The 26,895-nt window shown below is 65.4% G+C and carries 28 protein-coding genes and 5 tRNA genes; 12 read left to right on the plus strand and 21 right to left on the minus strand.

Annotated elements, in window-relative coordinates:
- Positions 1 to 148 precede the first annotated feature (148 nt).
- Positions 149 to 2,902, plus strand: coding sequence for a vitamin B12-dependent ribonucleotide reductase (locus ACR2MZ_RS09730; RefSeq protein WP_434004854.1), 2,754 nt, complete (start codon positions 149 to 151; stop codon positions 2,900 to 2,902).
- A 98-nt stretch (positions 2,903 to 3,000) separates the two neighbouring features.
- Here ACR2MZ_RS09730 and ACR2MZ_RS09735 read toward each other — a convergent pair whose 3' ends face one another.
- Together ACR2MZ_RS09735 and pdxH are read right to left on the minus strand one after the other, a co-directional pair.
- Positions 3,001 to 3,957, minus strand: coding sequence for a sigma-70 family RNA polymerase sigma factor (locus ACR2MZ_RS09735; RefSeq protein WP_338181641.1), 957 nt, complete (start codon positions 3,955 to 3,957; stop codon positions 3,001 to 3,003).
- A 235-nt stretch (positions 3,958 to 4,192) separates the two neighbouring features.
- A complete protein-coding gene (gene pdxH / locus ACR2MZ_RS09740) occupies positions 4,193 to 4,804 on the minus strand; it encodes a pyridoxamine 5'-phosphate oxidase (protein ID WP_434004855.1) in 612 nt (203 codons plus the stop codon).
- Between the two features lie 66 nt (positions 4,805 to 4,870).
- Between pdxH and ACR2MZ_RS09745 the strand changes: the two genes are divergently transcribed.
- A complete protein-coding gene (locus ACR2MZ_RS09745) occupies positions 4,871 to 5,929 on the plus strand; it encodes an ATP-dependent DNA ligase (protein WP_434004856.1) in 1,059 nt (352 codons plus the stop codon).
- A 148-nt stretch (positions 5,930 to 6,077) separates the two neighbouring features.
- Here ACR2MZ_RS09745 and ACR2MZ_RS09750 read toward each other — a convergent pair whose 3' ends face one another.
- The 3 genes from ACR2MZ_RS09750 to ACR2MZ_RS09760 all read right to left on the minus strand — a co-directional run bounded on the left by ACR2MZ_RS09750 (position 6,078) and on the right by ACR2MZ_RS09760 (position 8,830).
- The gene (locus ACR2MZ_RS09750) at positions 6,078 to 7,319 is read right to left on the minus strand and encodes an MGH1-like glycoside hydrolase domain-containing protein (RefSeq protein WP_434004902.1); all 1,242 of its coding nucleotides are present in this window, start codon (positions 7,317 to 7,319) and stop codon (positions 6,078 to 6,080) included.
- A 41-nt stretch (positions 7,320 to 7,360) separates the two neighbouring features.
- The gene (locus tag ACR2MZ_RS09755; protein WP_434004857.1) at positions 7,361 to 8,719 is read right to left on the minus strand and encodes a M20/M25/M40 family metallo-hydrolase; all 1,359 of its coding nucleotides are present in this window, start codon (positions 8,717 to 8,719) and stop codon (positions 7,361 to 7,363) included.
- Positions 8,720 to 8,753: 34 nt separating this feature from the next.
- Positions 8,754 to 8,830: transfer RNA gene (locus tag ACR2MZ_RS09760), tRNA-Pro, on the minus strand.
- Positions 8,831 to 9,246: 416 nt separating this feature from the next.
- On the opposite strand from ACR2MZ_RS09760, the gene ACR2MZ_RS09765 reads away from it, so the two are divergent.
- Complete coding sequence (locus ACR2MZ_RS09765) at positions 9,247 to 9,642, plus strand: DUF1801 domain-containing protein (RefSeq protein ID WP_434004858.1); 396 nt, start codon at positions 9,247 to 9,249, stop codon at positions 9,640 to 9,642.
- Positions 9,643 to 9,853: 211 nt separating this feature from the next.
- Positions 9,854 to 10,225: a peroxiredoxin-like family protein gene (locus ACR2MZ_RS09770; protein ID WP_434004859.1), complete on the plus strand. Its 372-nt coding sequence runs from the start codon at positions 9,854 to 9,856 to the stop codon at positions 10,223 to 10,225.
- On the opposite strand, the gene ACR2MZ_RS09775 is transcribed toward ACR2MZ_RS09770, so the two are convergent.
- From ACR2MZ_RS09775 to ACR2MZ_RS09815, 9 genes are all read right to left on the minus strand, one after another.
- Positions 10,199 to 10,801 carry a non-canonical purine NTP pyrophosphatase gene (locus tag ACR2MZ_RS09775; protein WP_434004903.1) on the minus strand — a complete coding sequence of 201 codons (603 nt, stop codon included), beginning with the start codon at positions 10,799 to 10,801 and terminating at the stop codon, positions 10,199 to 10,201. The genes ACR2MZ_RS09770 and ACR2MZ_RS09775 overlap by 27 nt on opposite strands.
- A 6-nt stretch (positions 10,802 to 10,807) precedes the next feature.
- On the minus strand, positions 10,808 to 11,536 hold the full coding sequence (rph, locus tag ACR2MZ_RS09780; protein ID WP_434004860.1) for a ribonuclease PH: 729 nt from the start codon (positions 11,534 to 11,536) through the stop codon (positions 10,808 to 10,810).
- A gap of 5 nt (positions 11,537 to 11,541) precedes the next feature.
- Complete coding sequence (tatC, locus tag ACR2MZ_RS09785; RefSeq protein WP_434004861.1) at positions 11,542 to 12,225, minus strand: twin-arginine translocase subunit TatC; 684 nt, start codon at positions 12,223 to 12,225, stop codon at positions 11,542 to 11,544.
- A gap of 67 nt (positions 12,226 to 12,292) precedes the next feature.
- Complete coding sequence (locus ACR2MZ_RS09790) at positions 12,293 to 12,589, minus strand: Sec-independent protein translocase subunit TatA/TatB (protein ID WP_434004862.1); 297 nt, start codon at positions 12,587 to 12,589, stop codon at positions 12,293 to 12,295.
- 32 nt (positions 12,590 to 12,621) lie between these two features.
- Positions 12,622 to 13,320, minus strand: a complete 699-nt coding sequence (locus ACR2MZ_RS09795; RefSeq protein WP_434004863.1) for a peptidylprolyl isomerase — start codon at positions 13,318 to 13,320, stop codon at positions 12,622 to 12,624.
- Complete coding sequence (gene murI / locus ACR2MZ_RS09800) at positions 13,289 to 14,329, minus strand: glutamate racemase (protein WP_434004904.1); 1,041 nt, start codon at positions 14,327 to 14,329, stop codon at positions 13,289 to 13,291. Before murI ends, ACR2MZ_RS09795 begins: the two co-directional genes overlap by 32 nt.
- A complete protein-coding gene (locus tag ACR2MZ_RS09805; protein WP_434004864.1) occupies positions 14,215 to 14,529 on the minus strand; it encodes a hypothetical protein in 315 nt (104 codons plus the stop codon). Before ACR2MZ_RS09805 ends, murI begins: the two co-directional genes overlap by 115 nt.
- A 49-nt stretch (positions 14,530 to 14,578) precedes the next feature.
- Positions 14,579 to 14,662, minus strand: a tRNA-Leu gene (locus tag ACR2MZ_RS09810).
- A gap of 27 nt (positions 14,663 to 14,689) precedes the next feature.
- A complete protein-coding gene (locus tag ACR2MZ_RS09815; protein ID WP_434004865.1) occupies positions 14,690 to 15,571 on the minus strand; it encodes a 3-hydroxyacyl-CoA dehydrogenase family protein in 882 nt (293 codons plus the stop codon).
- Positions 15,572 to 15,583: 12 nt separating this feature from the next.
- Here ACR2MZ_RS09815 and ACR2MZ_RS09820 point away from each other — a divergent pair, with 12 nt between their 5' ends.
- The 8 genes from ACR2MZ_RS09820 to ACR2MZ_RS09855 all read left to right on the plus strand — a co-directional run bounded on the left by ACR2MZ_RS09820 (position 15,584) and on the right by ACR2MZ_RS09855 (position 20,640).
- Complete coding sequence (locus ACR2MZ_RS09820; protein WP_434004866.1) at positions 15,584 to 15,898, plus strand: metallopeptidase family protein; 315 nt, start codon at positions 15,584 to 15,586, stop codon at positions 15,896 to 15,898.
- Between the two features lie 102 nt (positions 15,899 to 16,000).
- Positions 16,001 to 16,074 (plus strand) — tRNA-Cys (locus tag ACR2MZ_RS09825).
- Positions 16,075 to 16,102: 28 nt separating this feature from the next.
- Positions 16,103 to 17,476, plus strand: coding sequence for a dihydrolipoamide acetyltransferase family protein (locus ACR2MZ_RS09830; protein WP_434004867.1), 1,374 nt, complete (start codon positions 16,103 to 16,105; stop codon positions 17,474 to 17,476).
- A 14-nt stretch (positions 17,477 to 17,490) separates the two neighbouring features.
- Positions 17,491 to 18,384, plus strand: coding sequence for a lipoyl synthase (gene lipA, locus ACR2MZ_RS09835; RefSeq protein ID WP_434004868.1), 894 nt, complete (start codon positions 17,491 to 17,493; stop codon positions 18,382 to 18,384).
- Complete coding sequence (lipB, locus tag ACR2MZ_RS09840) at positions 18,341 to 19,105, plus strand: lipoyl(octanoyl) transferase LipB (protein ID WP_434004869.1); 765 nt, start codon at positions 18,341 to 18,343, stop codon at positions 19,103 to 19,105. The genes lipA and lipB overlap by 44 nt, the downstream gene beginning before the upstream one ends.
- Positions 19,106 to 19,169: 64 nt before the next feature.
- Positions 19,170 to 19,886 carry a DedA family protein gene (locus ACR2MZ_RS09845; RefSeq protein ID WP_434004870.1) on the plus strand — a complete coding sequence of 239 codons (717 nt, stop codon included), beginning with the start codon at positions 19,170 to 19,172 and terminating at the stop codon, positions 19,884 to 19,886.
- A gap of 68 nt (positions 19,887 to 19,954) precedes the next feature.
- Positions 19,955 to 20,257, plus strand: a complete 303-nt coding sequence (locus tag ACR2MZ_RS09850) for a hypothetical protein (RefSeq protein WP_434004871.1) — start codon at positions 19,955 to 19,957, stop codon at positions 20,255 to 20,257.
- A gap of 101 nt (positions 20,258 to 20,358) precedes the next feature.
- Complete coding sequence (locus tag ACR2MZ_RS09855; protein WP_338181692.1) at positions 20,359 to 20,640, plus strand: hypothetical protein; 282 nt, start codon at positions 20,359 to 20,361, stop codon at positions 20,638 to 20,640.
- 49 nt (positions 20,641 to 20,689) lie between these two features.
- On the opposite strand, the gene aceB is transcribed toward ACR2MZ_RS09855, so the two are convergent.
- From aceB to ftsE, 7 genes are all read right to left on the minus strand, one after another.
- A complete protein-coding gene (aceB, locus tag ACR2MZ_RS09860) occupies positions 20,690 to 22,282 on the minus strand; it encodes a malate synthase A (protein ID WP_434004872.1) in 1,593 nt (530 codons plus the stop codon).
- 106 nt (positions 22,283 to 22,388) lie between these two features.
- Positions 22,389 to 22,465, minus strand: a tRNA-Phe gene (locus ACR2MZ_RS09865).
- A 169-nt stretch (positions 22,466 to 22,634) separates the two neighbouring features.
- Positions 22,635 to 22,708, minus strand: a tRNA-Val gene (locus ACR2MZ_RS09870).
- A gap of 19 nt (positions 22,709 to 22,727) precedes the next feature.
- Positions 22,728 to 23,906, minus strand: coding sequence for a S41 family peptidase (locus tag ACR2MZ_RS09875; protein WP_434004873.1), 1,179 nt, complete (start codon positions 23,904 to 23,906; stop codon positions 22,728 to 22,730).
- A gap of 68 nt (positions 23,907 to 23,974) precedes the next feature.
- Positions 23,975 to 25,243, minus strand: coding sequence for a murein hydrolase activator EnvC family protein (locus tag ACR2MZ_RS09880; RefSeq protein WP_434004874.1), 1,269 nt, complete (start codon positions 25,241 to 25,243; stop codon positions 23,975 to 23,977).
- Positions 25,244 to 25,250: 7 nt separating this feature from the next.
- A complete protein-coding gene (locus ACR2MZ_RS09885) occupies positions 25,251 to 26,147 on the minus strand; it encodes a cell division protein FtsX (RefSeq protein ID WP_434004875.1) in 897 nt (298 codons plus the stop codon).
- Positions 26,113 to 26,853, minus strand: a complete 741-nt coding sequence (ftsE, locus tag ACR2MZ_RS09890; protein ID WP_434004876.1) for a cell division ATP-binding protein FtsE — start codon at positions 26,851 to 26,853, stop codon at positions 26,113 to 26,115. Before ftsE ends, ACR2MZ_RS09885 begins: the two co-directional genes overlap by 35 nt.
- Positions 26,854 to 26,895: the final 42 nt, after the last annotated feature.

Here is a 26,895-nt window from a genome sequence, read left to right on the forward strand (position 1 = left end):
AAGATGTTGACATTTGGCAGTGACAGCCGTATCCTAGGAGGAGTTCTGTTTCGGTGGCCCTGGGGCATTTCTTGGCGGGCATGCTCCGGGGCCTTTTCTCCCCGGCCGGTGAACCCGGCGAGGGTGTTTGGAGGCTCCTGAAGTAGGAATGGCGAAGAACGCAGCCGACGTCGCAGCATCTCACCAAGAACCGCACGTAGCTCCCGGAGGCCTCAAGTTTGGCAGATACTTCACGCCCGCCGAAACCCATGCGTACGACCTGATCGAGTGGGAGCGGCGGACCGCCGCGATCACCAGTGAGAAGGGAGTGACGATCTTCGAGCAGGAGGAGGTCGAGGTCCCCCGCTCCTGGTCGCAGCTGGCGCTCAACGTTGTGGCTCAGAAGTACTTCAGGGGTCATCAGGGCAGCCCCGAGCGCGAGACCAGTGTGAGGCAGCTCATCGACCGGGTGGTCAACACGCTCGGCGAGTGGGGCCGGCGGGGAGAGTACTTCAGAAGCGAGCAGGATGCCACAAACTGGGAGGAGGAGCTGCGCTGGCTCCTCGCAACTCAGCACGCCTCATTCAACAGCCCCGTCTGGTTCAACCTGGGCGTGCCCAACCGCTCACAGCAGGGCTCCGCCTGCTTCATAAACTCCGTCCAGGACACCATGGAGTCGATCCTCGAACTGGTCAAAACCGAGGGCATGCTGTTCAAGTTCGGCTCGGGCACCGGGACCAACCTGTCAGTTCTGCGCTCCTCCAAGGAGCGGCTGGCTGGGGGTGGCACTGCCTCGGGTCCCGTCTCGTTCATGCGCGGGTATGACAGCTTTGCCGGCTCGATCAAGTCGGGCGGCACCACCCGCCGGGCGGCCAAGATGGTCATCCTCAACGGTGACCATCCTGATGTCAGAGAGTTCATCGCCTGCAAGGCAGACGAGGAGAAGAAGGCCTGGGCCTTGATCGACGCCGGCTACGAGGCCGGTTTCAACGTTCCGGGCGGCGCCTATGACTCGGTGCAGTTTCAGAACGCCAACCACTCGCTCAGGCTCACTGACGAGTTCATGGAGGCCGTCGAGAACGACACCGAGTGGGAGACCAAGGCAGTCACCGACGGCCGTCCGCTCGAGAAGCACAGGGCCCGCGACCTCTGGCGGGAAACGGCTGAAGCCGCGTGGATCTGCGGAGATCCGGGGCTGCAGTTTGACACCACCATCCAGCAGTGGAACTGCGTGCCCAACAGCGGCCGGATCAACGCCACCAACCCCTGCTCAGAGTTCGTTTTCCTGGACGACACGGCCTGCAACCTGCTCTCGCTCAACCTCATGAAGTTCCAGAGCGAGGATGGGACTTTCAATTCCCAACGGTTCGAGAAGGCCATCGACATCTGCTTTCTGGCCCAGGAGATCATCGTTTCCTACGCCAGCTACCCCACTCCGGCGATCGCTGCCAACTCGGAGCGCCTGCGGCCGCTCGGCCTGGGCTACGCCAACCTCGGCGCGCTGCTGATGTCGATGGGTCTCGCCTACGACTCCGACGAAGGCCGCCGCTACGCCAGCGCCATCACGGGCATCATGACAGGCCGCGCCTACGCGCAGTCAGCGCGCATGGCCGAGGTGAAGGGACCCTTTGCTGACTTCCAAGACAACCGAAACGAGATGCTGCGCGTCATGAACCAGCATCGGGGAGCCGCGTACTCGCTCAACGCCGCAGGCGCGGCCGGCGTCCCCGTTGAGGCTGCCCGAGCGGCCTGGGATGAGGCGGTGAAGCTGGGTGAGAGGCACGGCTATCGCAACGCCCAGGCCACAGTGCTGGCCCCGACCGGGACGATCGGGCTGATGATGGACTGCGACACCACAGGCATCGAGCCCGATCTGGCTCTCGTCAAGTACAAGCGCTTGGTCGGCGGCGGGATGCTGAAGATCGTCAACGGTACTGTGCCGGAGGCCCTGCGCAAGCTTGGCTACGACGCGGCTCAGACCAAGGCCATAGTGGAGTACATCGACGAGCACGACACCATCGAGGGCGCGCCGGAACTAGCCGACCAGCACCTCAAGGTGTTCGACTGCGCCTTCAAGCCGCTGAATGGCCAGCGGTCGATCAAGCCCATGGGTCACGTCAGGATGATGGCGGCGGTCCAGCCCTTCATCTCCGGTTCGCAATCCAAAACCGTCAACCTGCCCCATTCTGCGAGCGCAGAGGACATCGCCGATGTCTACCTCCAGTCGTGGAAGCTCGGTCTCAAGTGCATAGCCATCTATCGCGACGGCTGCAAGCGCTCCCAACCACTGTCGACGTCGAGCCAGAACCAGGACGGCAAGGCCAAGGTTCCGGCGGAGGCCCGGCCGATTCGACGCCGGCTTCCCGATGAGCGCCAGTCCCTGACTCACAAGTTTGACGTCGCCGGCCACGAGGGCTACATCACAGTCGGCATATACGAGGACGGGGCGCCGGGCGAGGTGTTCATCACGATGGCCAAGGAGGGCTCAACGATCTCCGGCATGATGGACGCCTTTGCCACGCAGACGTCCGTGGCGCTTCAGTACGGCGTGCCGATGCCTGTCATGATCAACAAGTTCTCGCACATGCGCTTCGAACCTAACGGGTTCACCAAGAACCCGGAGATCCCGATCGCCAAGTCGATCATCGACTACATCTTCCGCTGGCTGGCGACCCGCTTTCTCAACGCCGAGGATCAGGACGCGGTTGGCATAGTGCGCCGGCAGCCCGTCTCACTCGAGATCGAGACGCCGGCCAACGCTGAGCTGAAGCTCGTGGCGAAGACAAACGGGGGCAGCACCAGCAACGTCACCTTTGTAGTGAATGCAGACGCTCCCTCCTGCGCCGACTGTGGCTCCATCACTGTGCGCAGCGGAAGCTGCTACAAGTGCCTGAACTGCGGCTCGACGACCGGATGCAGCTGATCTCAGCTCAGTGAACACGAGGGGCGGCCGCCACGGCCGTCCCTGGGTCGACCCTGGGGCACGGTCGGATGAACCGCCGACCAGATTCCCGGCTGTGGCTAGGCCGCCGGCGGCGCCAGATGGTCGCGGAGAAGCTCGGCTCGGCCGCTCTCGCGCAGGCACTCGAGAGCGCCGCGCTCCAGCCGGCGCACCTCTTCCCGGCTGACCCCCATCCGCTTGGCCACCTCCTCGATGGTGCGCGGCTGATCGTCACCCAGCCCGAAGCGCAATTGCAGAACCCTGCGCTGTCGAGGCATCAACGACTCCAGCGCCGCCTCGATGTCGCCCTTGCGGGCGCTGGCCGCGGCCGCCGCGGCCGGGGACTCGGCCCGGTGGTCGGCGAGCAGGTCGCCCAATTCGGTTTCGCCCTCCTCGCCCAGCGGCGTCTCCAGCGACACGGGCTCCTGCGCGATCTCGAACAGCCACTCCACCTTGCCCGGATCCAGGCCCATCTCGAGACCAAGTTCAGCTGAGGTGGGCTGGCGGCCGAGCTCCTGACGAAGCCTGTCCTGAACACGCACGAGCTTGCCGATCAGCTCGGCGTTATGAGTTGGGATCCGAATCGTCCTGGCATCGTCGAAGACAGCCCGCTGGATCGCCTGGCGGATCCACCAGGTGGCATAGGTGGAGAACTTGAAGCCCCGGCGGTAGTCGAACTTTTCGACTGCGCGCATCAGCCCCAGATTTCCCTCCTGGATGAGATCGAGCAGAGGCAACCCCCGCCCCACGTACTTCTTGGCCACTGAGACGACGAGGCGCAGGTTCGCCTGAATCATCTTCTGGCGGCATTCGCTGCTGCCAGCCTCGATGCCCTTCGCCAGCTCCACCTCGTCGCTGGCGGTGAGCAGCTTGACCCGACCGATCTCCTGGAAGTAGGCGCGGACCGCGTCGTCCAGGGCTGCGCTCTCGACCTCCTCAGGCGGTTCCTGCTTCGCGCGGTCCAGACTGGTCGTCAAACCTTCCAACTGTTCGCGGGAAAGCTCTGCGGCTGCGGTCTCCGGGTTGATCTGTGCCATATTCTTTGACTTCCTGTTTCAACCGCGTTAGTCGCTAGACTGTTCCCTTCACGCGCTCTGGCTCGAGTGGGAGCGGATGCGCGCGTGGCTGCGCGGCGATGAACCTGTTAAGGGTACCACCCGGGGTGGCGCCAAGTCCACATGTGCCGCTGGCGGGGTCGTGGCCACCGGCCGGCGCCCAGCCCCCCGATCGGTTGGTGTCCAAAGGGACTTAGGGCTCGATGGCCGGGGCGCCCTACGGCGCCAACCGTTCGATCTGCCAGCCGGCTTGCCGGCGGCGATACAGCAGGCGGTCGTGAAGGCGATTGCGCCGCCCCTGCCAGAATTCGATGCTCTCAGGCCGCAGCCAGTAACCACCCCATCGATCCGGCAGGGGAGGCGCATCGGGCTGAAGCGCCTCCAGCCGCCGCATTTCCTCCTCCAGCTCGACTCGGCCGCCGATCACCTGACTCTGTCGCGAGATGGCGGCTGAGATGCGGCTCCCATACGGTCGCCCGACCCAGTATTCCTCCGACTCCGCCCGGCTCGTCCGCTCGACGGAACCGGTGACGCGCACCTGCCGGTGGAGTCGCGGCCACCACAACGCCAGCGCCGCCCGGGCGTTGATGGCCAGATCAGACGCCTTCGCGCTCTCGTAGTTGCTGAAAAAGCTAAAGCCGCGGCTGTCAGCCGTGTGCAGCAGCACGAATCGAACCGCGGGCGCGCCGCTCTCGCCGGCTGTGGCCAGCGCCATGGCGTTGGGCTGGAGCTCACCGGCGGCCTCGGCCTCGGCGTACCAGCGGTTGAAGGCCGGAAGCGGGTCCTGGCCCAGGTCCGCCTCGTTCAGCGGAATGTCGCTTTCAACCATGCTCTCGACTATGGGCCATCCGCCGCCCTCAGGACGAGCACGCGTGGCGGCATCATGGAAGCACCCATGAAACTGCCTGTAATGCCGCCTCTGAAGCCGATGCTGGCCAAATCGGTGCCTGAGATACCGCCCGGCCTTCATTACGAGCCCAAGTGGGACGGCTTCCGCTGCATTGTCTTTCGGGACGGGGACGAGGTAGAGCTGGGCAGCCGCAACGAGCGCCCCATCACCCGCTACTTCCCCGAGCTGGTGGCAGCGCTGAAAGACAGCGTGCCCCCCCGGTGCGTCGTCGACGGGGAGATAGTCATAGTGCGGGGGGAAAAGCTGGACTTCGACGCCCTCTTGAACCGCATCCACCCGGCTGACTCGCGCGTGCGTCTGCTCGCCGCCGAAACCCCCGCCTCGCTCGTCGCCTTCGATCTACTGGCGTTGGATCAGAGATCTCTCATGGCCGAGCCGTTCCGCCAGAGGCGGCTATTGTTGGAGCAAGCACTGACGAGAGAATCGATGGTGCACGTTACTCCAGCAACGCTGGACCTGGATGTCGCCAGAGACTGGTTCGAGCAGTTCGAGGGCGCCGGACTGGACGGCATAGTCGCCAAGCCGCTGGATCTGCCCTACCGACCCGACCAGCGTGCGATGTTCAAGACCAAGCACGATCGCACTGCAGATTGCGTGGTGGCGGGCTTCCGCTGGCACAAGAACGACGGCGTGGTCGGCTCGCTGCTGCTCGGACTGTACAACGCGGCGAACCAGTTGCAGCACGTGGGGGTTTCCGCCTCCTTTCCCCTCCACCGCCGGCGGGAGCTGGTCAGGGAGCTCGAGCCTTACCGGCAGGAGGACCTGGACGGTCACCCCTGGGCGGAATGGGCACGTGCCGAAGCGCACCAGGGCGGCCGGCTCCCGGGAGCTCAGTCGCGTTGGAACGCGAAGAAGGATCTCTCCTGGGTGGCGCTGCGGCCGGAGTTGGTCTGCGAAGTCGCCTACGACCACATGGAGGGCACGCGCTTCCGCCACACGGCTCAGTTCCGGCGCTGGCGCCCCGACAGGGATCCTCGCACCTGCGGATATGACCAGCTGGAGGAGCCTGTGAGCTATGACCTGGCCCGGATCCTTGGCCACTGAATGGGGCAGGCCGTCACATGTTGTGTTCTGCTGCGGGTTGTGCTACCATTTGTAGCATCCTCTAAGCGAGGACCCCAAAAGCGACATCTTCCCCACCCCAGCCGGGAAGCCCGTCCCCCCAAAAGGCGGGCTTCCCCTTTTTATTGGCCTAACCTTCCAGCCAATCCAAGGCGAGGGCGGCGCTCCAGGAGAAACCGCCCGCTCCCAGCGGGCTGCCGTCGAAGGGGTCGAAGCACTCGGCCAAGCCGTGCTCCTGGACCAGGGCCAGGCTCTGGCTCACCAGTGCGCGCGCCTCACCCGCCAGACCTACCTGAGCGAGCCCACGAGCGGCGAGCCAGTTCACATTGAGCCAGACCGGCCCCCGCCAGTAGCGCTCTGGCTCGAAGTTGGGGTCTGCCGGCGGCACTGTACAGACCGCGAGGGCGCCTCGGCAGAGTTCCGCGTAGCGGCGCCAGGCGGCCCGCCCACGCTGGGGCTTGGCGACGCCACCCGCCAGAGCGGCCACCCCGGCAGCTGAGGGCGTCCTGATCCGCTCCTCGCGGCGGCAGTCCCAGTCGAAGTACAGCTGGGCCGCCTCGTCCCAGTGGCTCGCCTCAAACGCCGCGGCAAATTCGGCCAGGCGTTCACCGCTCACAGCGGGCGGGTCGGCGAGTGACGCGCAGATGGAGTTCAGGTCATTTGCCGCTCCGTACCAAGCGGCGTCCAGCAGGACGTCGTGGACGCAGAAGGGTGAGTCCGACCTGTAGCGCTCAAGCTCGAAGTCAGCGTCTTCCAGCTTCTCGACCAGGGCCAGATACGCGTCGTAATCGCTGTCAGTCGGTCGCTCGCTGGCCCTGACGAAACGGTTGTCCAGTCGAAAGTAGGGCTGCCGCGGTTTCAGGCCTGACAGCCTGAGCGCGTCCCAACGGGGTGAGTTGTCCCAGCCGCTCTCCCAGGGGTGGACCATGACAGGCAGAAGATGGCCTGGCCGACGTCGGGCGGAGCCCCAGTACTCGACGTACTTGGCCAGGGCCGGCCGCACCCGCCGCCAGAACGCGTGGCGGAGGCGCTGATCGGATTGGCGCAGACCGATCAGCCAAGCGGAAGTGATCAGAACTGGCGGGTTGCTGATGCCGCTGGTCAGCTGGCCGGGGTTGCGGACGTGCTGCTGCGCCCGAGGCCAGCGGTCAGGGCCGGGAAAGTACTCGGCCAGGTGGCGGGGATCGTAGTGAACGTGGGGCACCATGCCGTCCCACCATTGGGCGGCCAGCATGCTTTCCAGCTCCTGGCAGGCGCGCGGCCAGTCGAACGTGGCCCAACCCAGGCTGATGAACGCGGAGTCCCAGTTCCACTGATGGGGGTACTGATCCGGCGACGGTCGCGTCCAGGCGCCCGCGTCGTTCCCGCGCAGGACAGCCCGGGCCGCTTCAGCGAGCTCGCTTTGCTTGACCTCTAAACCTCGCCGAAACGGAGAAGCAGCCGGGCGACGTGCCGGGCGGCCTGCCGGATGTCCTCCAGCCGCACGCTCTCATTGGGACTGTGGGCGAGGTTGCTGGCGCCGTAGCCGACGCCCGGCGCCACAATCGGCACTCCGCGGCCCGCGAAGAGAAACATGGGGGTGGTGCCGCCGGACAGGGGCACCAGCTGGGCCGGCCGACCGTAGACCTCGGCGCCGGTCTCTGCCGCCAGCCTGACCAGCGGGTCGTCAGGGTCGATGAAGGCGCCCGGCTCGCAGCCGATCACTCGCAGGTTGACGTCGGGGAAGCCCTCCGCGTCCAGGTGGGCACGCAGCTGGCCCGCGACGGCAGCGGGGTCCTGGCTGGGTACGAGCCGGAAGTCGAGCTTGGCGCTTGCCAGCGCCGGGATGACTGTCTTGGCTCCTTCCCCCTGGAAGCCGGCTGTTACGCCGGCGATGTTGCAGGTCGGTTGGAATCGGGCCGCCAGCACTTCAGCTCCCGTCCGGCCGAGCAGCAGCGAGTCCAGCTCGTAGGTGGCCAGCAGTCCGCGCTCAGGGCTGGGTAATTCGGCCAGCATCGCCAGCTGGCGAGGAGTTGGTTCTGGGACGCCATCGTAGAAGCCCGGGATCTTGATGCGCTCGTCCTGGCCCTTCAAGGTGCTGAGCGCCCAGGTCAGACGCCAGGCCGCATTGGGGATGAGGTTTGCCTCTCCAGAGTGGCCGTCCCGGCCGCTGGCCCTGACGCTCAGCTCCACGTAGAGCAGGCCGCGAGTGCCGAGGGTCACGAGCGGCCGGCCCTCGGGATCGACGCCACCCTCTTCCCAGATGGCGCCGTCGCAGCGCAGCCTCTCCCAATGCCGCTCGACAAACGGCGGCAGATGGGGACTGCCCACCTCCTCCTCGCCCTCGGCCAGCCAGCGAACGTTGCAGGGAAGGCCGCCGGTGACCGCCTGCAGGGCGTCGACCGCCGCCAGCCGGGCCATCAGCTCGCCCTTGTCGTCCTTGGCGCCACGCGCGTAGAGACGGCCGTCTCTCAGGTCCGGCTCAAATGGAGGGCTTTGCCAGAGGTCAAGCGGTTCAGGCGGCTGGACGTCGTAGTGGTTGTAGAAGAGCATGGTCTTGCCTCGGCCCGCCGCCAGCTCGCCGACCACCACGGGATGACCGTCTGTTGGCAGCACCTCGGCAGCCAGCCCGCGCCTTTGGAGCAACCGGCAGACGTGCGCGGCGCACTCTTCTATGCCCTCGTGCCGGGCGGAGACGCTGGGCAGCCGGCAGAGCTCGACCAGCTCCTCTACCCAACCGTCTAGGTGGGCCTTGAGGTAGCTGTCGAGGTCATTCAGGAGCCGCGCCGACATGCATCCGACTCTAACGGCTGGCAACTGGGTGAGGTGGTCGGGCGGGCGAGATTCGAACTCGCGATCTCCTGCTCCCAAAGCAGGCGCGCTGCCAGACTGCGCTACCGCCCGTGTCTTTGAGCCCAGCTGCCATGCCTGCTCCCGAAACCGCGCTGCGAAGCGTTGCCTGCCCGGCATCGCTGGCTGAGCAGGACACGGCGAAGTGGACGATAGCGAACGATACAGAGGGGACGGGCAGCAAGAGGAGGCGGGGAAGCTTGGAGTCCTGGAGCGGCTGGTGTGGCAGCCGACGCAGGGCAGGACTCTGGGCGTGCCTTCGTCATACCGACCGATACCCGGCGAGCCGGCGACGCGCGTTATAGTCCCAGCCATGGATACGACCACCCTGATCATCGTCATCGTCGTCATCGTCTTAGTTCTCGGCGGGGGCGGCTTCTGGTATCGCGGACGAGGCCGCTAGAGGAAGCGCCCGGCGTCGGGCCGAAACCAGTGGCAGCGCGCAAGGTCACCGAGCTGGGGGCCTCCTGTTGACACAGTCCTTTCACCCCGGCGTGGATGCCTACATCGACGGCCTACCCGATTGGCAGCAGGCGATCTGCCGCGAGGTGCGCACTTTAGCCCACACCGCCGACCGAGAGGTCACTGAGACGATCAAGCGCACCAACCGTCCCTACTTCGTCCTGCAGGGCAACATCTGCGCGCTGCTGGCGGCGAAAGACCATGTGAACGTGTTCCTTTACGACGGGGCGATGGTCCCTGATCCCGAAGGAATCATCACAGCCGGTCACGACAACCAGACCGCCCGAACAGTGGCTGTCCGCCAAGGCGAAGCGATCAACGCACCCGCGCTGACCGCCATCCTCAAGCACATCATTGCCAACAACCGCGCCGGCGGCTGGCGCAGGCTCAAGCGCAAAAGCTGATTCACTTCCAGGGTCCTAGGCCAATTCGAACCTGCCGGGCGTTGCTGCTCTTTGCCTAGTCTCAACCGCAATGGCCCAAGCGACTGCCCTGAACGTGCTCGACACCGAGGGACAGTCAGTCGACCTGCTGACGCTGGCCGCCGAGAGACCGCTGCTGGTCGTCTTCCTCCGCCACTTCGGTTGAACCCACTGTCTCGAGACAGCCGCGCAGTTGCGCGGCAAGCTGCCTCAAATCGAGGCCAAGGGCGCTCAGCTCATCTTTGTCGGGAACGGGTCTGTCAAGTTCGCAGCCAGATTCCAGGAGGACAAGGTGCCGGGGATCCCCGTCTACACCGATCCTTCGCTCAGCACCTTCAGCGCCGCCGGCCTGAAGCGCGGCATCGGAGCCACACTCTCGCTCGGGAGCCTGCTCGCCGGCGCCCGCTCGACCTTGCGCGGTCATCGTCAGACCTCAGTCCAGGGGGACCCCTGGCAGCAGGGAGGCGTGATAGTTGTGGCGCGCGGCGGCGAGGTGGTCTACCGGAGGCCCAACCAGCACGCCGGTGAGCGGCCCGACCTAGCGGCGGCTCTCGCCGCGCTCTGAGGGCCGACCCAGGGTCGCCAGCGCGCCGCTGGCAAGCAGCGCCCGCACCGCTGCGCCGCGGTGGCTGAGTCTGTGCTTCTCGATCGGCGGCAACTCAGCCAAGGAGAGCCGGCTGCCGGAAGGCCAGAAAACCGGGTCGTAACCGAAGCCGTGGCCTCTGCCGGCCGGCTCCCGGATCTCGCCGGCCGCCTCGCCGCTGAACGAGAGTGTCTGGCGGCCGGGCACCGACAGGGCGAGCAGGCACACGAAGCGCGCCCGCCAGGGCCGCGGGTGGTGGCGCAGGCGCTCCAATAACAGCGCCTCGCGTTCAGCTTGAGTCGGCGCGATCCGCGCCGAGAGCAGGCCGGGATAACCGCCCAGCGCCGCGACCTCCAGACCGCTGTCGTCGCCCAGGGCCGGGCCGGCCCGGGACCTGGTGGCCGCTTCAGCTTTGAGCGCGGCGTTGGCCCCGTAGCTGTCGCCAGTCTCGGGCACTCTGGTGTCGACCGCCTCAAGCGTCAGCCCGGTGCCGAGCAGCAGCTCCTGGAACTCGCCCAGCTTGCCCGCGTTCCCAGTGGCCAGGAAGAGAACCGTCAGCCCGGTCTAGCCCAGGGTCGCGATCGCCCGCTTTTGTTGCACTATCAGCTCGCGGATCCCGCTCTGCGCGAGTGCCACCAGCGCGTCGAGCTCGGTCTTGGCCAGCGGCTCCTTCTCGGCGGTGGCCTGGAGCTCGATGAACCGCCCGTCGTCGAGCATGACCACGTTCATGTCGGTGTGGGCCAGGAAGTCCTCGGCGTAGTCAAGATCCAGACGGGGCTCACCATCGATGATGCCGACGCTGACGGCCGCGACGTAGTTGCGGATCGGGTTGTGACTGAGCAGCTTGGCTGCCTGCATGCGCTTGATGGCCTGATACAGCGCGCAGAACGCGCCTGTGATGGCCGCCGTCCTGGTGCCGCCATCAGCCTGCAGCACGTCGCAGTCAAGCGTGATGGTCCGCTCGCCCAGCGCCTTCATGTCCACCACAGTGCGGAGGGAGCGCCCGATCAGCCGCTGGATCTCGTGAGTGCGGCCGCCGATCCGGCCCTGGCTGGCCTCCCGCTGGCCCCGGTCGTGCGTAGCTCGGGGCAGCATCGAGTACTCCGCGGTGACCCAGCCCCTGCCGGTGCCCCGGCGGTGGAACGGCACCCGCTCCTCCACGCTGGCCGTCACCCAGACACGCGTCCTGCCGGTCTCGACCAGGGCCGAGCCTTCAGCGTGCGCGTTGACGCCCAGCTCGATCTTGAAGGGCCGCAGCTGATCGGCGCGCTCACGTCCGTCAGGTCGGGCCATGTTTCCTACCTCCCGGTCAGCCGCAGCAGCAGCGTGGTGCCCAGCCAGAAGATCGCCAGGGGCACGAACACGATCAGCGGGGTGAAGGGGTCAGCGCCGGGCGTCATGACATTGGCGATCAACCCCAGCGCGACGAGCCAGTAGGCCCTGTGCTTCCACAGCCAGCGGGAGCTGATGATGCGCAGGAGGCCCAGCGTGTAGAGGACTACGGGCAGCTCGAAAACGACGCCGAAGGCGATCACGATGCCGAGGATGAAGCTGAGCAGTTCACTGGCTGTGATGAGCGGCGCCAGGCCCACGAAAGAGAAGCCAAACAGCACGTGAATGATTAGCGGCAGCGCGAAGAGGGCGAAGCCAACTCCGAGCAGGAAGAAGAAGGTGGTCGCGATGATCAGCGGCAGAATCAGCCGCTTCTCCTTCAGATGAAGCCCCGGGCTGACAAACCACCACAGCTGCTGGAAGATCAGCGGTGAGGCGACGACTATGCCCATGTAGAGGGAGATCTTGAGCTTCAGCGTGAAGGGATCCGTGGGCGCCGTGAAGTAGACCTGATGCACGCCCGAGCGCTGGACGAGGAACTGGAAGGCCTGGCCCGAGAAGAAGAAGGCCACCAGAGTCAGCGCGACCCAGCCGATGATCGAGATGATCAGCGCCCGGCGCAGGTCCTCCAGGTGGGAGATGATCGACATGCGGGTTTCATCCGCAGTCTTCGGGCGCGACGAAGCGCTACGCGACAGTAGCGCCATCAGACGCTGACTAAGCCGACTTCTCGGTTTCGGTCTTGGCGGGCTCTGGTGTGACCGGCGGGGTCACGGTGGTCGGGGCGGCGGGCGTCGAAGCCACCGCTTGAACGGGGGCAGCCGGAGCGACTGGTGGTGTCTCGGCGGCAGGCTCCGTCTTGACGTCGTTCATCATCTTCTCGGATTCCTTGCGGAACTCGCGCATGCCGCGGCCGACGGCACCACCTATGTCGCCCAGCTTCCCGGGGCCAAAGACGACCAGCACGATGATGAGCAGGACGAGGAGAAAGCCAGGGTGGATCCCAAAGGGCATCTAAGTAACCTCCATGCGATTATACGAGTGCCTCAGGCCTTCTTCGGCTGTGAGGATTGGATCTTGATCTGGGTGATTCGGTCGGACGCATCCAGCTGTGATACGACTGAAAGGCCCGCACCGGACACAGTGGCGAATCGGTTGTAGACGGTCGTCGGCTCGCTGCCCGGCCAGGGTCCGCGGAGAATGAAGAATTGGGAGCCGCTCAGACTCCCATCGGGAAAGCGAGCCATGCCCATGGCGCCCGGCGTCAGGTGCTCATCCTTGCCCAGGGGTTCGGGCGGCAGCGTGTAGCCAGGGCCGCCAGAACCGTTGGCCTGGGGATCTCCCGCCTGGACTATCCAGTCCTGGACAGCAAAGAAGTGCTGCCCGTTGAAGTAGCCGTTGACGGCCAGAATTATGAAGTTGTTGACGGTGATCGGCGCCGACTTGCTGAAGGTCAGCTGGATGTCGCCCTTGCTGGTCGAGATGACTGCCGAATAGTCCTTCCTGGCGTCAATGCACATGGCGGGCGGCCCCGCAAACCGGCCCGGCGCCAGCTGCGTGGCCAGATGGCAGCTGGCGAATTCGGCCGGCGGCTTCACCTGCGCTGCCCAGTTGAGCCCGACACCGGCCGCGACCGTGAGGGCGATGACCACCAGCGCGATCGCCAGGGCAGCGGGCGCCCGCATGGGCAGGGGCGGCTCCTCGGGCGCCGCCTCAGGCGCCGGGGTGCGGCGTTGCTTTGTCACGGCCTCCAATGATGCCAGGCGTGGGGTCCCGAGCCCGGGACGACTGGTCGAGGCGAATCTCCTTCACCGGCGGCACCGGCCGCCCGAAAAGTATCTCCCCCACCTCGTGGAAGCGTCGAGGCACAGCCGTAACCCGCAGCTCGTGCACCGGCTGACCGGTGCCAGGCAGCGCTCGCATGCGGGCGTGGTCCAGGCGCCGCTCGACCATGGCGGCGGTCGTCTCGGCCGAGTCGACGAGCGCGAAGGCGCCGGGATAGACAGCCTGGATGGCTGGGCGCAGGAGGGGGTAGTGAGTACAACCGAGCACGAGCACGTCGGCGCCGAGATCCACAAACGGGGCCAGATCGCGCCGCAACGCCTCTTCTGCGCGCCCGCTTTCAGCGTCGCCCTCCTCGACTATCTGAACCAGCTCCGGGCACGCCTTCTGATAGACGCCGACCATCGGGTCCAGCTCCTTGATGGCGTGCAGGTACTCCTGCGACAGTCGTGTGCCCTCGGTCGAGATCACGCCCACCAGCCCCTTGCGGGTGGCCTGAACCGCAGCCTGCGCGCCAGGGCTGATCACGCCCACCAGCGGCACATCGAACACCTCCCGGGCCTGGTTCAGCGCCGCCGCTGTGGCTGTGTTGCAGGCGATCACAATCAGCTTGACCTGGGCCTGCTGCAGGTGGCGGATGATCTCGAAGGCGAACTGCTTCACCTCTTCCTGGTAGCGCGGCCCATAGGGAAAGTGCTGCAGGTCGCCCACGTAGATGGTGCTCTCCAGCGGCAGCCGCTCCTGGATGGCCCGCAGCACCGTGAGACCACCCACGCCTGAGTCGAAGACTCCGATCGGACGGCTGTCTCCGGCAGCCGGCCGCCCACCTCGGGCGCGATCGGCCGAGATAGCCTGCCTCAGCGCCCGGGCGGGGCGAAGCCCACGCGCCGCGCTTCTCGCTCCACCTTCCTGGGCTTGCGCAGGAGCAGGACGTGCCGCTCGCCTGCCGGATAGACACCTGCCAGCTCCCAGCTGTCCTCGGCTGCCGCAGCGAGCTTCGCCACCAGGGTCTCGCCGTCGATCATCTCAGCCGGCGTCAGCAGATCGGTCCTGTAATGCCAGTTCCGGCCGCCCTCCCCGTCCGTAACCGTGGGCACTGGCAGGCTGAGGGCGGGTCCGGCGGCGTCAGGCTCCTGGTCCGGCTCGGGCTCTTCCTCGTATCGCTCGCGCATCCTTTGTAGATGTTAGGGCGGTCACGCCAACGCCGGGCGCTGCCCATTGTGCGGGTGGTGGGGATCGAACCCACACGCCTTTTCAGGCACGGCTTTTTAAGAGCTGCGCGTCTACCGGTTCCGCCACACCCGCGTGTGCCGGTGGACCGTAAACAGTCCACTACTGGTCGTAATCGTAGAAGCCACGGCCCGTCTTGCGGCCCAATTCTCGCCGCTCCACCTTGTCCTTCAGGATCTTCGGCGCGCCCGGGCCGCCCTCCAGCCGCGCCCGGTCCTCCAGCCCGCCATAGAAGACGTCCAGGCCACTGAAGTCGAGCAGCTCGAAAGGACCCATCGGCCAGTTCAAGCCCTTCTTGACGGCCGTGTCGATGTCCTCCACGCTCGCATAGCCGCCCTCGAGAAGATTCATGGCTTCCTCGGCGGCGGCGAAGAGGATGCGATTGACTATGAAGCCGTGCACCTCCTTGTTGATCAGCACTGGCACCCGGTCGATCGAGCGCACGAATTCCATGGCGCGCCGGATGGTCTCATCGCTGGTGACAGGTCCCTTGACGACCTCGCACAGCTGCATGACAGTGACGGGGTGAAAAAAGTGGAGGTTGCAGCACCGCTCGGGAGTGGCGACCTCCGAGGCCAAGCGCGAGATCGCGATGGTGCTGGAATTGGTTGCCAGGAGCGCGTCTCGGGCTGCTCGCTCGCCCAGCTGACGCCAGAGGTCTTGCTTGGCGCCGAGGTCCTCGATGATTGCCTCGATCACGAACTGCGCCTGCTCCACCGGCCCCAGATCCGCTGAGAACTCGAGAGCGGCCAGCGCCCGGTCGGCCCCCTCCTGACTGAGCCTGCCCTTGTCCACGGAACGAGCGGAGAGCTTCTGAGATTGAGCTCGGGCCCGCTCGAGCTGTTCGGGCACGCTGTCCACCAGGGTCACCGCGTAGCGACCGCTGTAGGCGGTCTGCAGCGCTATCTGCGAGCCCATCGTGCCGGCCCCCACGATCACCACCCGCTGTGCGCCCGCGGTCTCAGCAGTCAGGCTTTGCCCCATTCTTCTCCTCAGATGTTCCCGGTCAGCAGGGAGCGCTTCGAAGCGGCGGTGATGCAGGCGATCGAAGCGATCCCGGCCGAATTTCAGCCGTACCTGGAGGATATCCACTTCCTGGTGGCTGACGATTCCGGCCTGCGCCTCTTCGGGCTGTACGAGGGCGCCGGAGTGCTGGCCGAGACTAACCTGCCCCCGCGCATCACACTGTTCAAGGACACGCACGAGCACTTCGCCGAGAGCTGGCAGGAGCTGGAGACGCAGGTCCGGCGCACGCTGGAGCACGAGATCGGGCATCACTTCCAAATGGGAGAGCAGGAGCTGCCTCACTGAGGGAGATCAGAGCCGACGATCTGCGCGGGTCCAGGCGAGTTCACACGAGCGGCCGCCTGCCTCCCTGGCGGATATAGCGGACGGTAGAATCCCCTGCTGGCCGGCGACGTAGCCAAGTGGTAAGGCAGAGGTCTGCAAAACCTCCATCACCAGTTCGATTCTGGTCGTCGCCTCCACTCTGGACAGCTTTTGGAGGAATTTCAGTTGGCCGACACGCCGATCAAGATGCCGCAGCTCGGCGAGTCTGTGACCGAGGGCACAGTCGACAAGTGGCTCAAACAGGAGGGCGACTACATCAAGCGGGATGAGCCGCTGGTGGAAGTGGTCACTGACAAGGTCAACGCCGAGATCCCCTCCCCCTTCGAGGGCCGCCTCGTTCAGATAGCTGTGAGAGAGGGCACGACTGTCCCCATAGGCACTGTGCTGGCCCAGATGGAAGTCGCCGGCGCCGCGCCCGAAGCACAGGTCGCCGCCGAACAAGCGCAGCCACAGCAGCCGCGGGATGCTGACCTCAGCACGGCTGCCGCCCAAGCCACAGCGGAGGCGACAGTGGTCGAAAGCGCAGGCGGCCCGTCTGGCGCAGCCGCCGCCGCCACGCCCACAGCGGCCCCCGCGGACAGTGACGGCGTCGCTCGGGCCCGATTCAGCCCAGCGGTGCGCCGCCTGGCGGAGGAGCATCGGCTCGATCCGAGCTTTATCCAAGGCAGCGGCCTGGGCGGCCGGGTAACTCGGGACGATGTGCTCGCCCACGTCGCGAAGCAGGCAGGGGAGCCCACCTCAACCGGACCCACGGCGGCCGAGCCCCAGGCTCCAGCCGCCCGAACCGAGCCTCTCCAGCCCGCGCCGCCAGAGGCCGGCACTCCGGCAGCCGCGGGCGAGGCCCCCGAGGAGCTGGTCCGAATCAGCGCCATGCGCCGCTCGATCGCTGAGCATATGACCCGCAGCCTCGCCACCAGTCCCCACGCCTGGACCTTGCAGGAGATCGACATGACTGAGCTGGTCCGCTACCGCGAGGCGGAGAAGTCGGGCTTCGCCCAGCGCAACGGGACCCCTCTCACCTACCTCCCCTTCGTGATCCAGGTGCTGGGCGACGCTCTTCACGAATTTCCGCTCCTCAACTCCAGCTGGACCGATGACGGGATTCTCCTCAAGCGGTACATCAACGTCGGGCTGGCGGTCGCCATCCCTGACGGCCTGATCGTCCCCGTCATCCACAACGCCGACCGCCTGGGGTTCAGCGATCTCGCTCGGGCTGCGGGCGATCTCGTCCAGCGGGCGCGCAGCCGGCAGCTCCGGCCCGAGGACGTGCAGGGCGGCACTTTCACCTTGAACAACACAGGCCCGACCGGCTCGGTGGCGAGCCAGCCAATCCTGAATCAACCGCAGGCGGCCATCCTGACCACCGAGTCGATAGTGAAGCGGCCGGTGATCATCGGCGAGGGCATCGCCGTGCGGCACATGATGAACATGTGCCTCTCGTTCGATCACCGGGTCATCGACGGCAAGCTCGCCGGCGATTTCCTGGGCCTGATCAAGTCCAGGCTGGAGGGCTGGACGCCCGCGGCAATCCGTATCTAGTTGACTGAGGACCAATGACGGAGACCATTCAACCGGCGCGGCGACTCCCCGACTGGCTGCGCGTGCGCGTCCATGAGGGTGAGAACTACAAGCAGCTGAAGCAGCTGGTCAAGGACAAGCGATTGCACACTGTCTGCGAGGAGGCCCGCTGCCCGAACATCTTCGACTGCTGGAACCGGCGCAGCGCCACCTTCATGATCCTGGGGGACACGTGTACCCGAGCGTGTCGCTTCTGCGCAGTCACCTCCGGCCGGCCCGCCGAGTTCGATCTTGGCGAGCCCGTGCGCGTGGCCGAATCGATAGCTCAGCTGGGGCTGCGCCACGCGGTCATCACCTCTGTCGATCGGGATGATCTGCGCGACGGCGGTGCGGATACGTTCGCACGAACCATCCGGGCGGTCCGCCGCCTCAGTCCACAGACGTCGATCGAGGTCCTGACCCCCGACTTTCAGGGCGAGCCTGAGGCGATCCGAGTCGTCGCGCAGGCGCGGCCTGAGATCTTCAACCACAACACCGAGACCGTGCCGCGCCTCTACGCCAGGATTCGTCCCAAGGCCGTCTACGAACGCAGCCTCCAGCTCCTCCAGACTGTGAAGCGGCTCCAGCCCGACCTGGTCACCAAGTCGGGCGTCATGGTGGGCTTGGGTGAGGAGAAGGAGGAGCTGCTCCAGGTTTTCCGCGATATGCGGGCCCACGACATCGACGTGCTGACAGTCGGACAGTATCTGCGACCAACTCCCAAGCACGCAGCGGTGGTCCGCTACTACGAGCCGAGAGAGTTCCTGGAGCTGAAAGAGGAGGCACTTGCCCTGGGCTTCGAGCACGTGGAATCAGGAGCCCTCGTGCGATCTTCCTATCACGCTGATGAGCAGATCCCAGCCCGTCGTAAGAGCCTGCTGGCTGGGTAGCGTCCCCTACCGGGGCGCCTGGAACCTCCAGCGCGCCCTAGTCGAGGGAGTCAAGGCCGGCCGGGAGCCTGACACCCTGCTGCTGCTCGAGCATCCGGCTGTCTTCACGATCGGCCGGCGGGGCGACGGCTCAACCTTGCTCTGGACCGCAGAGGAGTGCGCCAGGCGCGGAGTCGAGGTGGTCTGGAGCGACCGTGGCGGCGACGCCACCTACCATGGGCCCGGCCAACTGGTCGGCTATCCCATCCTGAACCTGCCGGGTCTGGGAAGCGACATTCTGCGCCACATCCGTGGGCTGGAGCGGAGCCTGATGGCGTATTTGGCGAGCCTCGGCATTGCGTCAGAACCCGGCGGCAGGGGTCTCACAGGCGTTTGGTCGCGGGGGTCGGCGCTGCCGAGCCCGGGCAAGGTCGCAGCCATCGGCGTGAAGCTGAATCAGCGGGTGATCAGCCATGGCTTCGCCCTCAATCTGACCAGCGATCTCAATACGTTCAACGCAGGCATAGTGCCCTGTGGCTTGAGCGGCAAGCGCGCCACCTCGGTGCTCGAGCTTCGCGGCCCCCGACTTTCCGTTCAGGAAGCCGCCTGCGGCTACGCGCCGTTCTTTGCAGCGGAGTTCGGGGTTTCACTCCACTGGTCAGCCCCCGACACACTGCCCGAGCCGGTCGCAGGGCAGCTGACGTCATCTCCAGAACCGCTGGCGGTGCTTAGAGACCGGTAGCCTGTTTACACAGCGTCTTCACACCGTTGGCGCACAGGCGCCCCACTTTTATGATCGCGGCAACATGCTCAGCCAACCTCTAGCGTCGCTGTCTGCGGCGCTGCTCGTGATGGCGTGGAACTTGCCTCGCTGGCTGCAGATGCCCGGCACCTTCCGGCCCCTCCAGCGAGCGGTTCTCCACTTCATCAACGAGCACACGGCGGTCGGCCTCTACCTAGTGGTCTTCGCGGAGGAACTGGGCATCCCGCTGCCGGTGCCAGGCGACGTCGCCATAGCCTGGGGCGGCTATTTGACGACGACAGGAAACATGGCCTTCCCGCTTGCCTTTCTGGCGGTGGTCACCGGCGCCGTGACCGGCAGCTTCTGCCTCTATCAGCTGAGCCGACGCTTCGGTCGGCCTTTCATCCTGCGGGTGTTCAAGCTCCTGGGAATGGATGCTGACCGGCTGGATCGGGCGGAGAAGGCCTTCTCACGCTGGGGCCCATGGGCGATCATCTTGGGCCGGCACATTCCCGGCCTGCGCATAGTGCTCTCGGCGTTTGCCGGCATCGTGGAAGTCCCGCCGGTGACCTTCGTGCTGTCAGTCCTGGTGTCGTCCCTGGCCTGGGCGACTATCTTTCTCCTGCTCGGTAGGCTGCTAGGGCGCCGGGTCGTGCTGCTCTTTCGCCTCCTTCCGGCGCAGCTGGTGCCACTCGCATTGCTGCTGATAGTGCTGGTCGCGGTCACTTACACTGCGCACGAGCGCGGTCTGTTGCGGCGCGCCGCGAGACGCTGGAGCTGATCCCAACCCTGCTTTGAATCTGCCTATTCATAGTTTGGGTAGAGGCCAAATGTGATATCATCCATGTCATGTCGAAGTCAGAGAAGATGGAGCTTGTACCGCTCGATTCAGTAGCCACCGAGACCGATATCGAGATCCTGCCGGACTTTCCCGCCCAGGTGGACGGACGAGAGGTCTGGGTCACCGCTGTTCTGGAGCGGACAGCCGTTATCGAGCCCGCCCCCGGAGAGCCGAAGTTGCTGGTCAACCGGCATCGCTGCCTGGTTGATCCCAAGCGCTTGCGCTTTGGCGTCCTGGCGGCTCGTCACGCTGCGAAGCGGGGCCGCGAAGCCGCACGGCGGAATCGTGCCGCGGGGAAAAGCGCAGCCTGAAAGGCGAAGTGTAGAACTGAGTTGCAGAGGGCTTTTGGTACACTCAGCCAGCGCCGGTCCGGACGGACCGGCGTTCTTTTTTGGGTAGCCGGAGGTCCCGCATGAGCAGCACCGTTGAACTGATTCCGCTCTTGAACGTCGTTCCGCCGGAGAATTTTGAAGTCGGCCCCGGCTTTAACGCCGTCGTCAACGAGGAGAGCGTGCATGTTCGGGCAGTGCTGGAACGAACGGTTGTGGTGGAGCATTCGAGCGGGGAACGCACAGTCGTGCGCAAGGATCTGTGCCTGGTCAAGGAAGGCTCAGTGCCCTTCATTCCCGGCAACCCGAACGGAGGGGTCGGGCCCCGGCAATGGCGCCGGCTGCCCGGTAAACCGCCCCGCTAGAGGCAGCCTCCTTGCTGTCGGGTAAGCGCCTTGCGGACGCCGCCGGCGCTCAGTCCAGAAGTTCGTAGGCGGGCAGCGTCAGGAAGTCGACGAAGTCGTCGGCCAGGGCGACCTGGTCGAAAACTCTGCGAGCGTCGTTGAAGCGGCCTGACGAGTAGCTCTCGCCGTAGCTCTGCCGCAGCTTCTCCAGTTCCTGGTCGGCGATCTCACCTACCAGTTCCTTGGTCACCGGCCGCCCATCTTCCAGGCGGACGCCGTGCCGCACCCACTGCCAGACCTGAGAGCGTGAAATCTCGGCGGTGGCCGCGTCCTCCATCAGATTGTTGATGGCTGCCGCTCCGTTGCCGCGCAGCCAGGACTCGATGTACTGGATGCCGACGCTGACATTGAGGCGGAGTCCCGCCTCGGTGATGGCCCCACCGCCGATCGCGAGATTGAGCAGTTCAGCCGGTTTCACCTGAACGTCATCGCGCAACTTGTCGATCTGGTTGGGCCGTTTGCCCAACACCTCGTCGAAGCACTCCGTGGCGGCCTGAACGAGGTCCGGGTGGGCCACCCAGGTCCCATCGAAGCCGGCCTCTGCCTCCCGCACCTTGTCTTCGCGCACCTTCTCCAAGGCCACGCGGTTTACCTCGGCGTCCTTGCGGCTGGGGATGAAAGCCGCCATGCCGCCCATGGCAAAGGTGCCGCGTCGGTGGCAAGTGCTCACCAGGAGCTCGGTGTAGGCACGCATGAAGGGAACCGTCATGGTGACCTGGGCCCGGTCTGGCAGCACCATGTCGGAGCGGTCCCGGAACTTCTTGATGACGCTGAAGATGTAGTCCCAACGGCCCGCGTTCAGCCCGATGGAGTGCTCCCGGAGTTCGTAAAGGATCTCATCCATCTCGTAGGCGGCGAGGATCGTCTCGATCAGGACTGTGGCCCGGATGGTGCCTCGCTCAAGGCCCAGCGTTTCCTCGGCATGCGTGAAGACGTCGTTCCAGAGCCGGGCCTCCCGGTGGCTTTCCAGCTTGGGCAGGTAGAAGCAGGTGCTGAGGCCCTTGCGGCGCCGCCTCTCGGCGTTGTGAAACGTGTACAGCCCGAAGTCCATCAGACCGCCGGCGATCTGGCCGCCGTCGACCAAGAGATGCTTCTCGGGTAAATGCCAGCCCCGCGCGCGTACCAAGAGGTAGGCAGGGTTCGGCTTCAGCTTGTATTCCTTGCCCTCTGGCGTCCGCAGCTCGATGCTGCCCTCGATGGCCTCGATCAGGTTCACCTGGCCGTCGAGGTTGTTCTGCCACGTCGGTGAGTTGGCGTCCTCAAAGTCGGCCATGAAAACCCGGGCGCCGGAGTTGAGAGCGTTGATCAGCATCTTCCGCTCAACGGGCCCTGTGATCTCGACGCGCCGGTCCTGCAGGTCGCGAGGTGGCGGCGCAGTCTTCCAGTCGCCGTCGCGGATATGCCTTGTCTCCGGCAAGAAATCCGGCCGGACGCCGCCCGCCAGCTGGCTCTCCCGCTCCCGCCGCGAGGCCAGGAGCTCGTGCCGCCGGCCATCGAAGCGCCTGTGCAGCCCTGCCAAGAACTCCAGCGCCTCCGGCGTCAGGATCTCGGCGTGGCGCCCTTCAATGGGGCCCCTGACGTCAACTCCCTGCACCTCGATCATGCCTCGTCCTCCTCGTCCCACCTGCGCTGATCAGCCATGTGCGTCCGACTCTACGCGGCGGTCAACCGAGCCCGACCGCACCGGCCTGAGGCACGAGGACGGGGGATGGTGCCGAGACCCAGATTTGAACTGGGGACACCTTGATTTTCAGTCAAGTGCTCTACCAAGCTGAGCTATCTCGGCACGGCGGACCATTCTAGTGTCCTGGAACTGACCACGAGGTCGATGACTTCGTGGGCGGAAGGAAAAGGTGGTGCAAAAGGAGGAGTGAGGCAAGGAACTTCGGTTCCAGGAAGTCGTGTCCAGGACGCCGGCGGTGGACCTGATCACCCGGATCATCCAGCTCCGGGCGTGGGCGGTGAGAGGTTCGAACTCCCGACCTCCTCGGTGTAAACGAGGCGCTCTGACCAGCTGAGCTAACCGCCCCGAGGCCTGACCGCAGAGTCTACGGAGAGGCCGCCAGCTGCAGAGCTTGGTTCAGCTGCGCGTCGTCGGCGTGACCTCGCTCTGGCTGCAATACGTCGAACATGGCCGACTTCTTGGCCAGCGGCACTGCGACGTCAGGCTGCAGTCCACTCTTGTCGATGGATCGGCCGTCAGGCAGATACCAGCGCGCTATTGTCAGGTGGAGGTCCCCGCCGTTCTGGAGCCTGTAGTCGACTTGAACCGAACCCTTACCGAAGGTCTTGGCTCCGACCAGGGCGCCGCGGTGGTGAGCCTGGAGGGAACCCGACACTATCTCCGAGGCGGACGCGCTGTCCTCATTGACCAGCACGAAGAGGCGAACCCCGGCTGCCGGGTGGTTACCGTCGACGTCGGTCCGCTGGACGCTGCCGTTCCTTCCGCGCTCTTCGAATACCTCTCCCCGATCGACGAAACGGCTCACCATCGCCACCGCGGCGCTGACCAGTCCGCCCCCGTTCTCTCGTAGATCAAGCACCACGCTGTGAGCCGCCGGCAGGCCTGCTGCCAGTTGGCTGTCGAATTCGTCCCGAGTGCGATCTCCGAACTGATATACCCGCAGATACAGCACCGAGCCCGGCAGCGAAGCTGCCTCAACGCTCGGACTCTGGAAGTCCTGCCGCTCCACAGTCACATCCAGTTCGCCGCTGCCCCGCCGGAGGTGAAGGACCACCTGGGTCCCCACCTGGCCTCTGATGAGGGCGGAGGACTCCTCCGGCTTCAAGTTCAAAGCCGGTTTGCCGTCGATGGCCAGGATCACGTCTCCTGTCTTGAGGCCGGCTTTCAGCGCCGGCGAAGCCGGCAGCAGCCCAGTGATGACCGGATAGCCACCCTGGTAGTCAACGTAGATGCCGATGAGCCCCGCGTGGCGGCCTGAGTAGCTGTCCTGCTGCTGGCGGTACTGGGCAGGGTCCAGATAGGCGCTGTAGGGATCGCCCAGGGCCTGCACCATGCCTCTGATGCTGCCCTGGCTCAAACTGCCCGAGTCAAGCTTGTCGTTGTAGTACTGGGTGCGCAGGAGCCGCTGTGCCTGGTTGACGCTGGCCTGGTCGAACTGCCCCGAACCCGACTGGCCGGGGAGGACCGGAACTATGTCGGGGAAGTTCTGATCCGCCCAGACGCCGCCCGTGAACGACAGTAGTATCAGGACCAGCCCGGCCATAGCCTGGCGCCACCAGCCGAAGCTGAGCCGTCGAAGGATTCTGAGCGTTCTGCCCTACTTCCTGTGCGTCACGCGAGATATGCCTGCGGGTTCACCCAGCTCCCGTTGTACAGCACGCCAAAGTGGAGGTGAGCGCCAGTCGAGTAGCCGGTCGAGCCCTCGTTGCCTATGATGTCGCCCCGGTTGACGTGCTGGCCGACACTGACGTTGACCGCTGAGAGGTGCGCGTAGTACGTGGTGAAGCCACCGGCGTGCGTGATGATCACGTGGTTGCCATAGCCGCCGCCGCAGCTCCAGAAGCCTTCGCTGCACCCAGTCACCACATCGCTCACTATGCCCATGTCCGCAGCGCCGACGGGCGTTCCCCAGGCCGCTCCGATGTCGATTCCCTGGTGGAAGTGGCGGCTGGGGCAGTTGGGATCGTAGGGCTCGCCGAGCAGGTCGCTGCAGCCGAAGCCCTGGGTGATGTAACCCTGTTCCGGCCAGCCCAGCCGGCCCGCCCCACCCCCGCCGGTGTTGCCACCACCGCCACCGGCCGCGGCCCGCTGGGCGGCCTCCTGGCGTAGCCGCTCGAGTTCGGCGGCGTATTGAGCTTGCAGTTCTATCGCCTTCTGAGCCGTGCGCTCGTTCTCGGCGCTCTGGACTGCCGCCTGCTGCTGGTACTGGGCCTCCAGTGATTGCTCATACGTCAGCACCGACTGCTGATCGGCCAGGGACTTGTCAAGCGCGGCCTTCTGGTCCTTCTGCTGATTCAGGAGCGCAGCCTGCTCCTGGCGGCGGCCCTGCTGCTGGCTTTCCAGCTGTCGCACCTGCTCCTTGTCCGCCTTGAGGCTCTTCACCTGTCTCTGGTCGGAATCGATGATCTGCTGCATGATGGCCACCCTATCGACCATGTCGGTGAAACTCCGCGAGGTCACCAGCACCTCCACGTAGTTGAGCTCCCCGTGCTTCGTGAGCTCCCGGGCCCGCTGATCCAGCAGCTGCTGCTTCAGCGTTATCTGCTGGTCGCGGCGGGTGATGTCAGCCCCCGTGTAGCGCAAATCCCGTTCGGTCCTGGCCAGCTTGAGGCTGGTGTCGGCGATCGCCTTCTTCTGCTGCTCGATCTGCCCCGAGAGCTGCTTGATCAGCTCCTGCGCCACGCGCTCCTTCTCCTGAGCGTCAGCCACGCTCTGCTGGAGCTGTTGGAGCAGTGCCTCGACATCCTTCTTGTGCTGATCGTTCTGTTTGATCTGCTGGCAGATCGGATCGTTGGGGTCGCAATCCGCCAGCACGGTTTTTGGCACCAAGGCTGTGGGCAGCAAGGGGACCAGCAGAAGCAGCAGCAGGAGAGCGCGCACCAGCTGCTCAGAGTCTCACGAAGCGGCGGACGCTGATGAAGCTCCCGACCAGTCCCAACCCGCTGCCCAACGCCAGCATCTCCAACCCCAGCGGGACCACGAAGCTGGGGTCGTAGGCGAGCGGCAGGAAAAACAAATCCTGCTGGAAGCGCGCGACAAAGGGCCTGTAGATGGCGAGGAGAACCGCCACCGCCAGCGCCGCGGCGATCATTCCCGTCAGCCAGCCCTCGATCAGGAAAGGCCGGCGGACGAACCACTCGGTGGCTCCGACCAGCTTCATCACCTCGATCTCCCGCCGGCGATGATAGACAGCCGTGCGAATGGTGTTCATCACTATCACCACGGAAATCAGCAGGAGCACTGCGAAAAGTCCGAGGCCGGCGATTGTCAAATAGTTGGAGAGCCTCACCATGTTGGCTATGAAGTCGCCCTGATAATCGGTGGGGTTGGTCCGATCGGCGCCGCGCCAGCTTCGGGCCAGGCCGTCGATAGTGCTCACGTCAGAAAGGTGCCGGACCGAAACCTCGATCTTGGCCGGCACGGGATTGCTATCCAGCTGCTGCAGCAGCTGCTGGTTGCGAGGATCGCTGGCAAACCGGCGCAGCTCCTCGTCCTTGCTGACGAAGCGGACGTTGGTCACTTCCGGGCGCTCCCGCAGTTCCGCCATGAAATCGCTGACTGACGCCAGGGGAGTTCCGTCCGCGACACTTACGCTGATGACGCTCACGCGCTGCTTGTAGCCTTCCAGCACCTGGCTCAGCGCATGGCCGAGCAGCAGGCTCGTCCCACCCAGCAGCAGGATGAGCATTATCGAAAGCACAGCGGCAACAGTGACGCCGCCGTTGCGCCAGAAGCTCTGCCAGCCGCTGTTAGAGGTGAACAGCAGCTGCCGGAAGAACCTCATGGTACCTCCCTGATCGGTCGTCTCTGACGACCTGGCCGCCGTCGATGGCGATCACCCGCCGCCGGAGCATGTCAACTATCTCCCGATTGTGAGTGGCCATCACCACTGTCGCCCCGCCAGCGTTGATGCGCAGGAACAATTGCATGATCTCCCAGGCGGTGGCGGGATCCAGGTTTCCGGTCGGCTCGTCCGCCAGGATGAGCCGCGGCGCATGCACCAGAGCGCGGGCGATGGCGACCCGCTGCTGTTCGCCACCGGAGAGTTCGCTGGGATACTTGCGCCGCTTATCTTCGAGGCCCACGGTCGCCAGGGCCTCGCTGACCCGAGCGGAGACCACGCGACTCGACTCGCCCAGAACACGAAGTGCAAAGGCCACGTTTTCGTAGACAGTGAGCCGCGGCAGCAGCTTGTAATCCTGGAAGACCAGGCCCACCTGGCGCCGAAAGTGGGGCAGGCGCCAGCGCTTCATGCGACCCAACTCCAAACCGTTGATGAAGATCTTGCCCTTGCTGGGCTTCTCCTCTCGGATCAGCAGGCGAACGAGTGTGGACTTGCCGGCGCCGGAGGGACCGACTAGAAACAGAAACTCGCCCGCGGGGACTTCCAGCGAGATGTCGCGCAGCGCCAGCGTGCCGTTGGGATATCGCTTCCAGACGTGCTGCAAGCTGATGACCGGCCTGGAATTGAAGCGTGGAGCTAGGATCATGGGTGCTGCGACAAATGGTGTGACTGTGAAGGAACTGCCAGC

Source organism: Candidatus Dormiibacter sp. (assembly GCF_050999135.1).
GTDB classification, from domain to species: domain Bacteria; phylum Chloroflexota; class Dormibacteria; order Dormibacterales; family Dormibacteraceae; genus Dormiibacter; species Dormiibacter spiritus.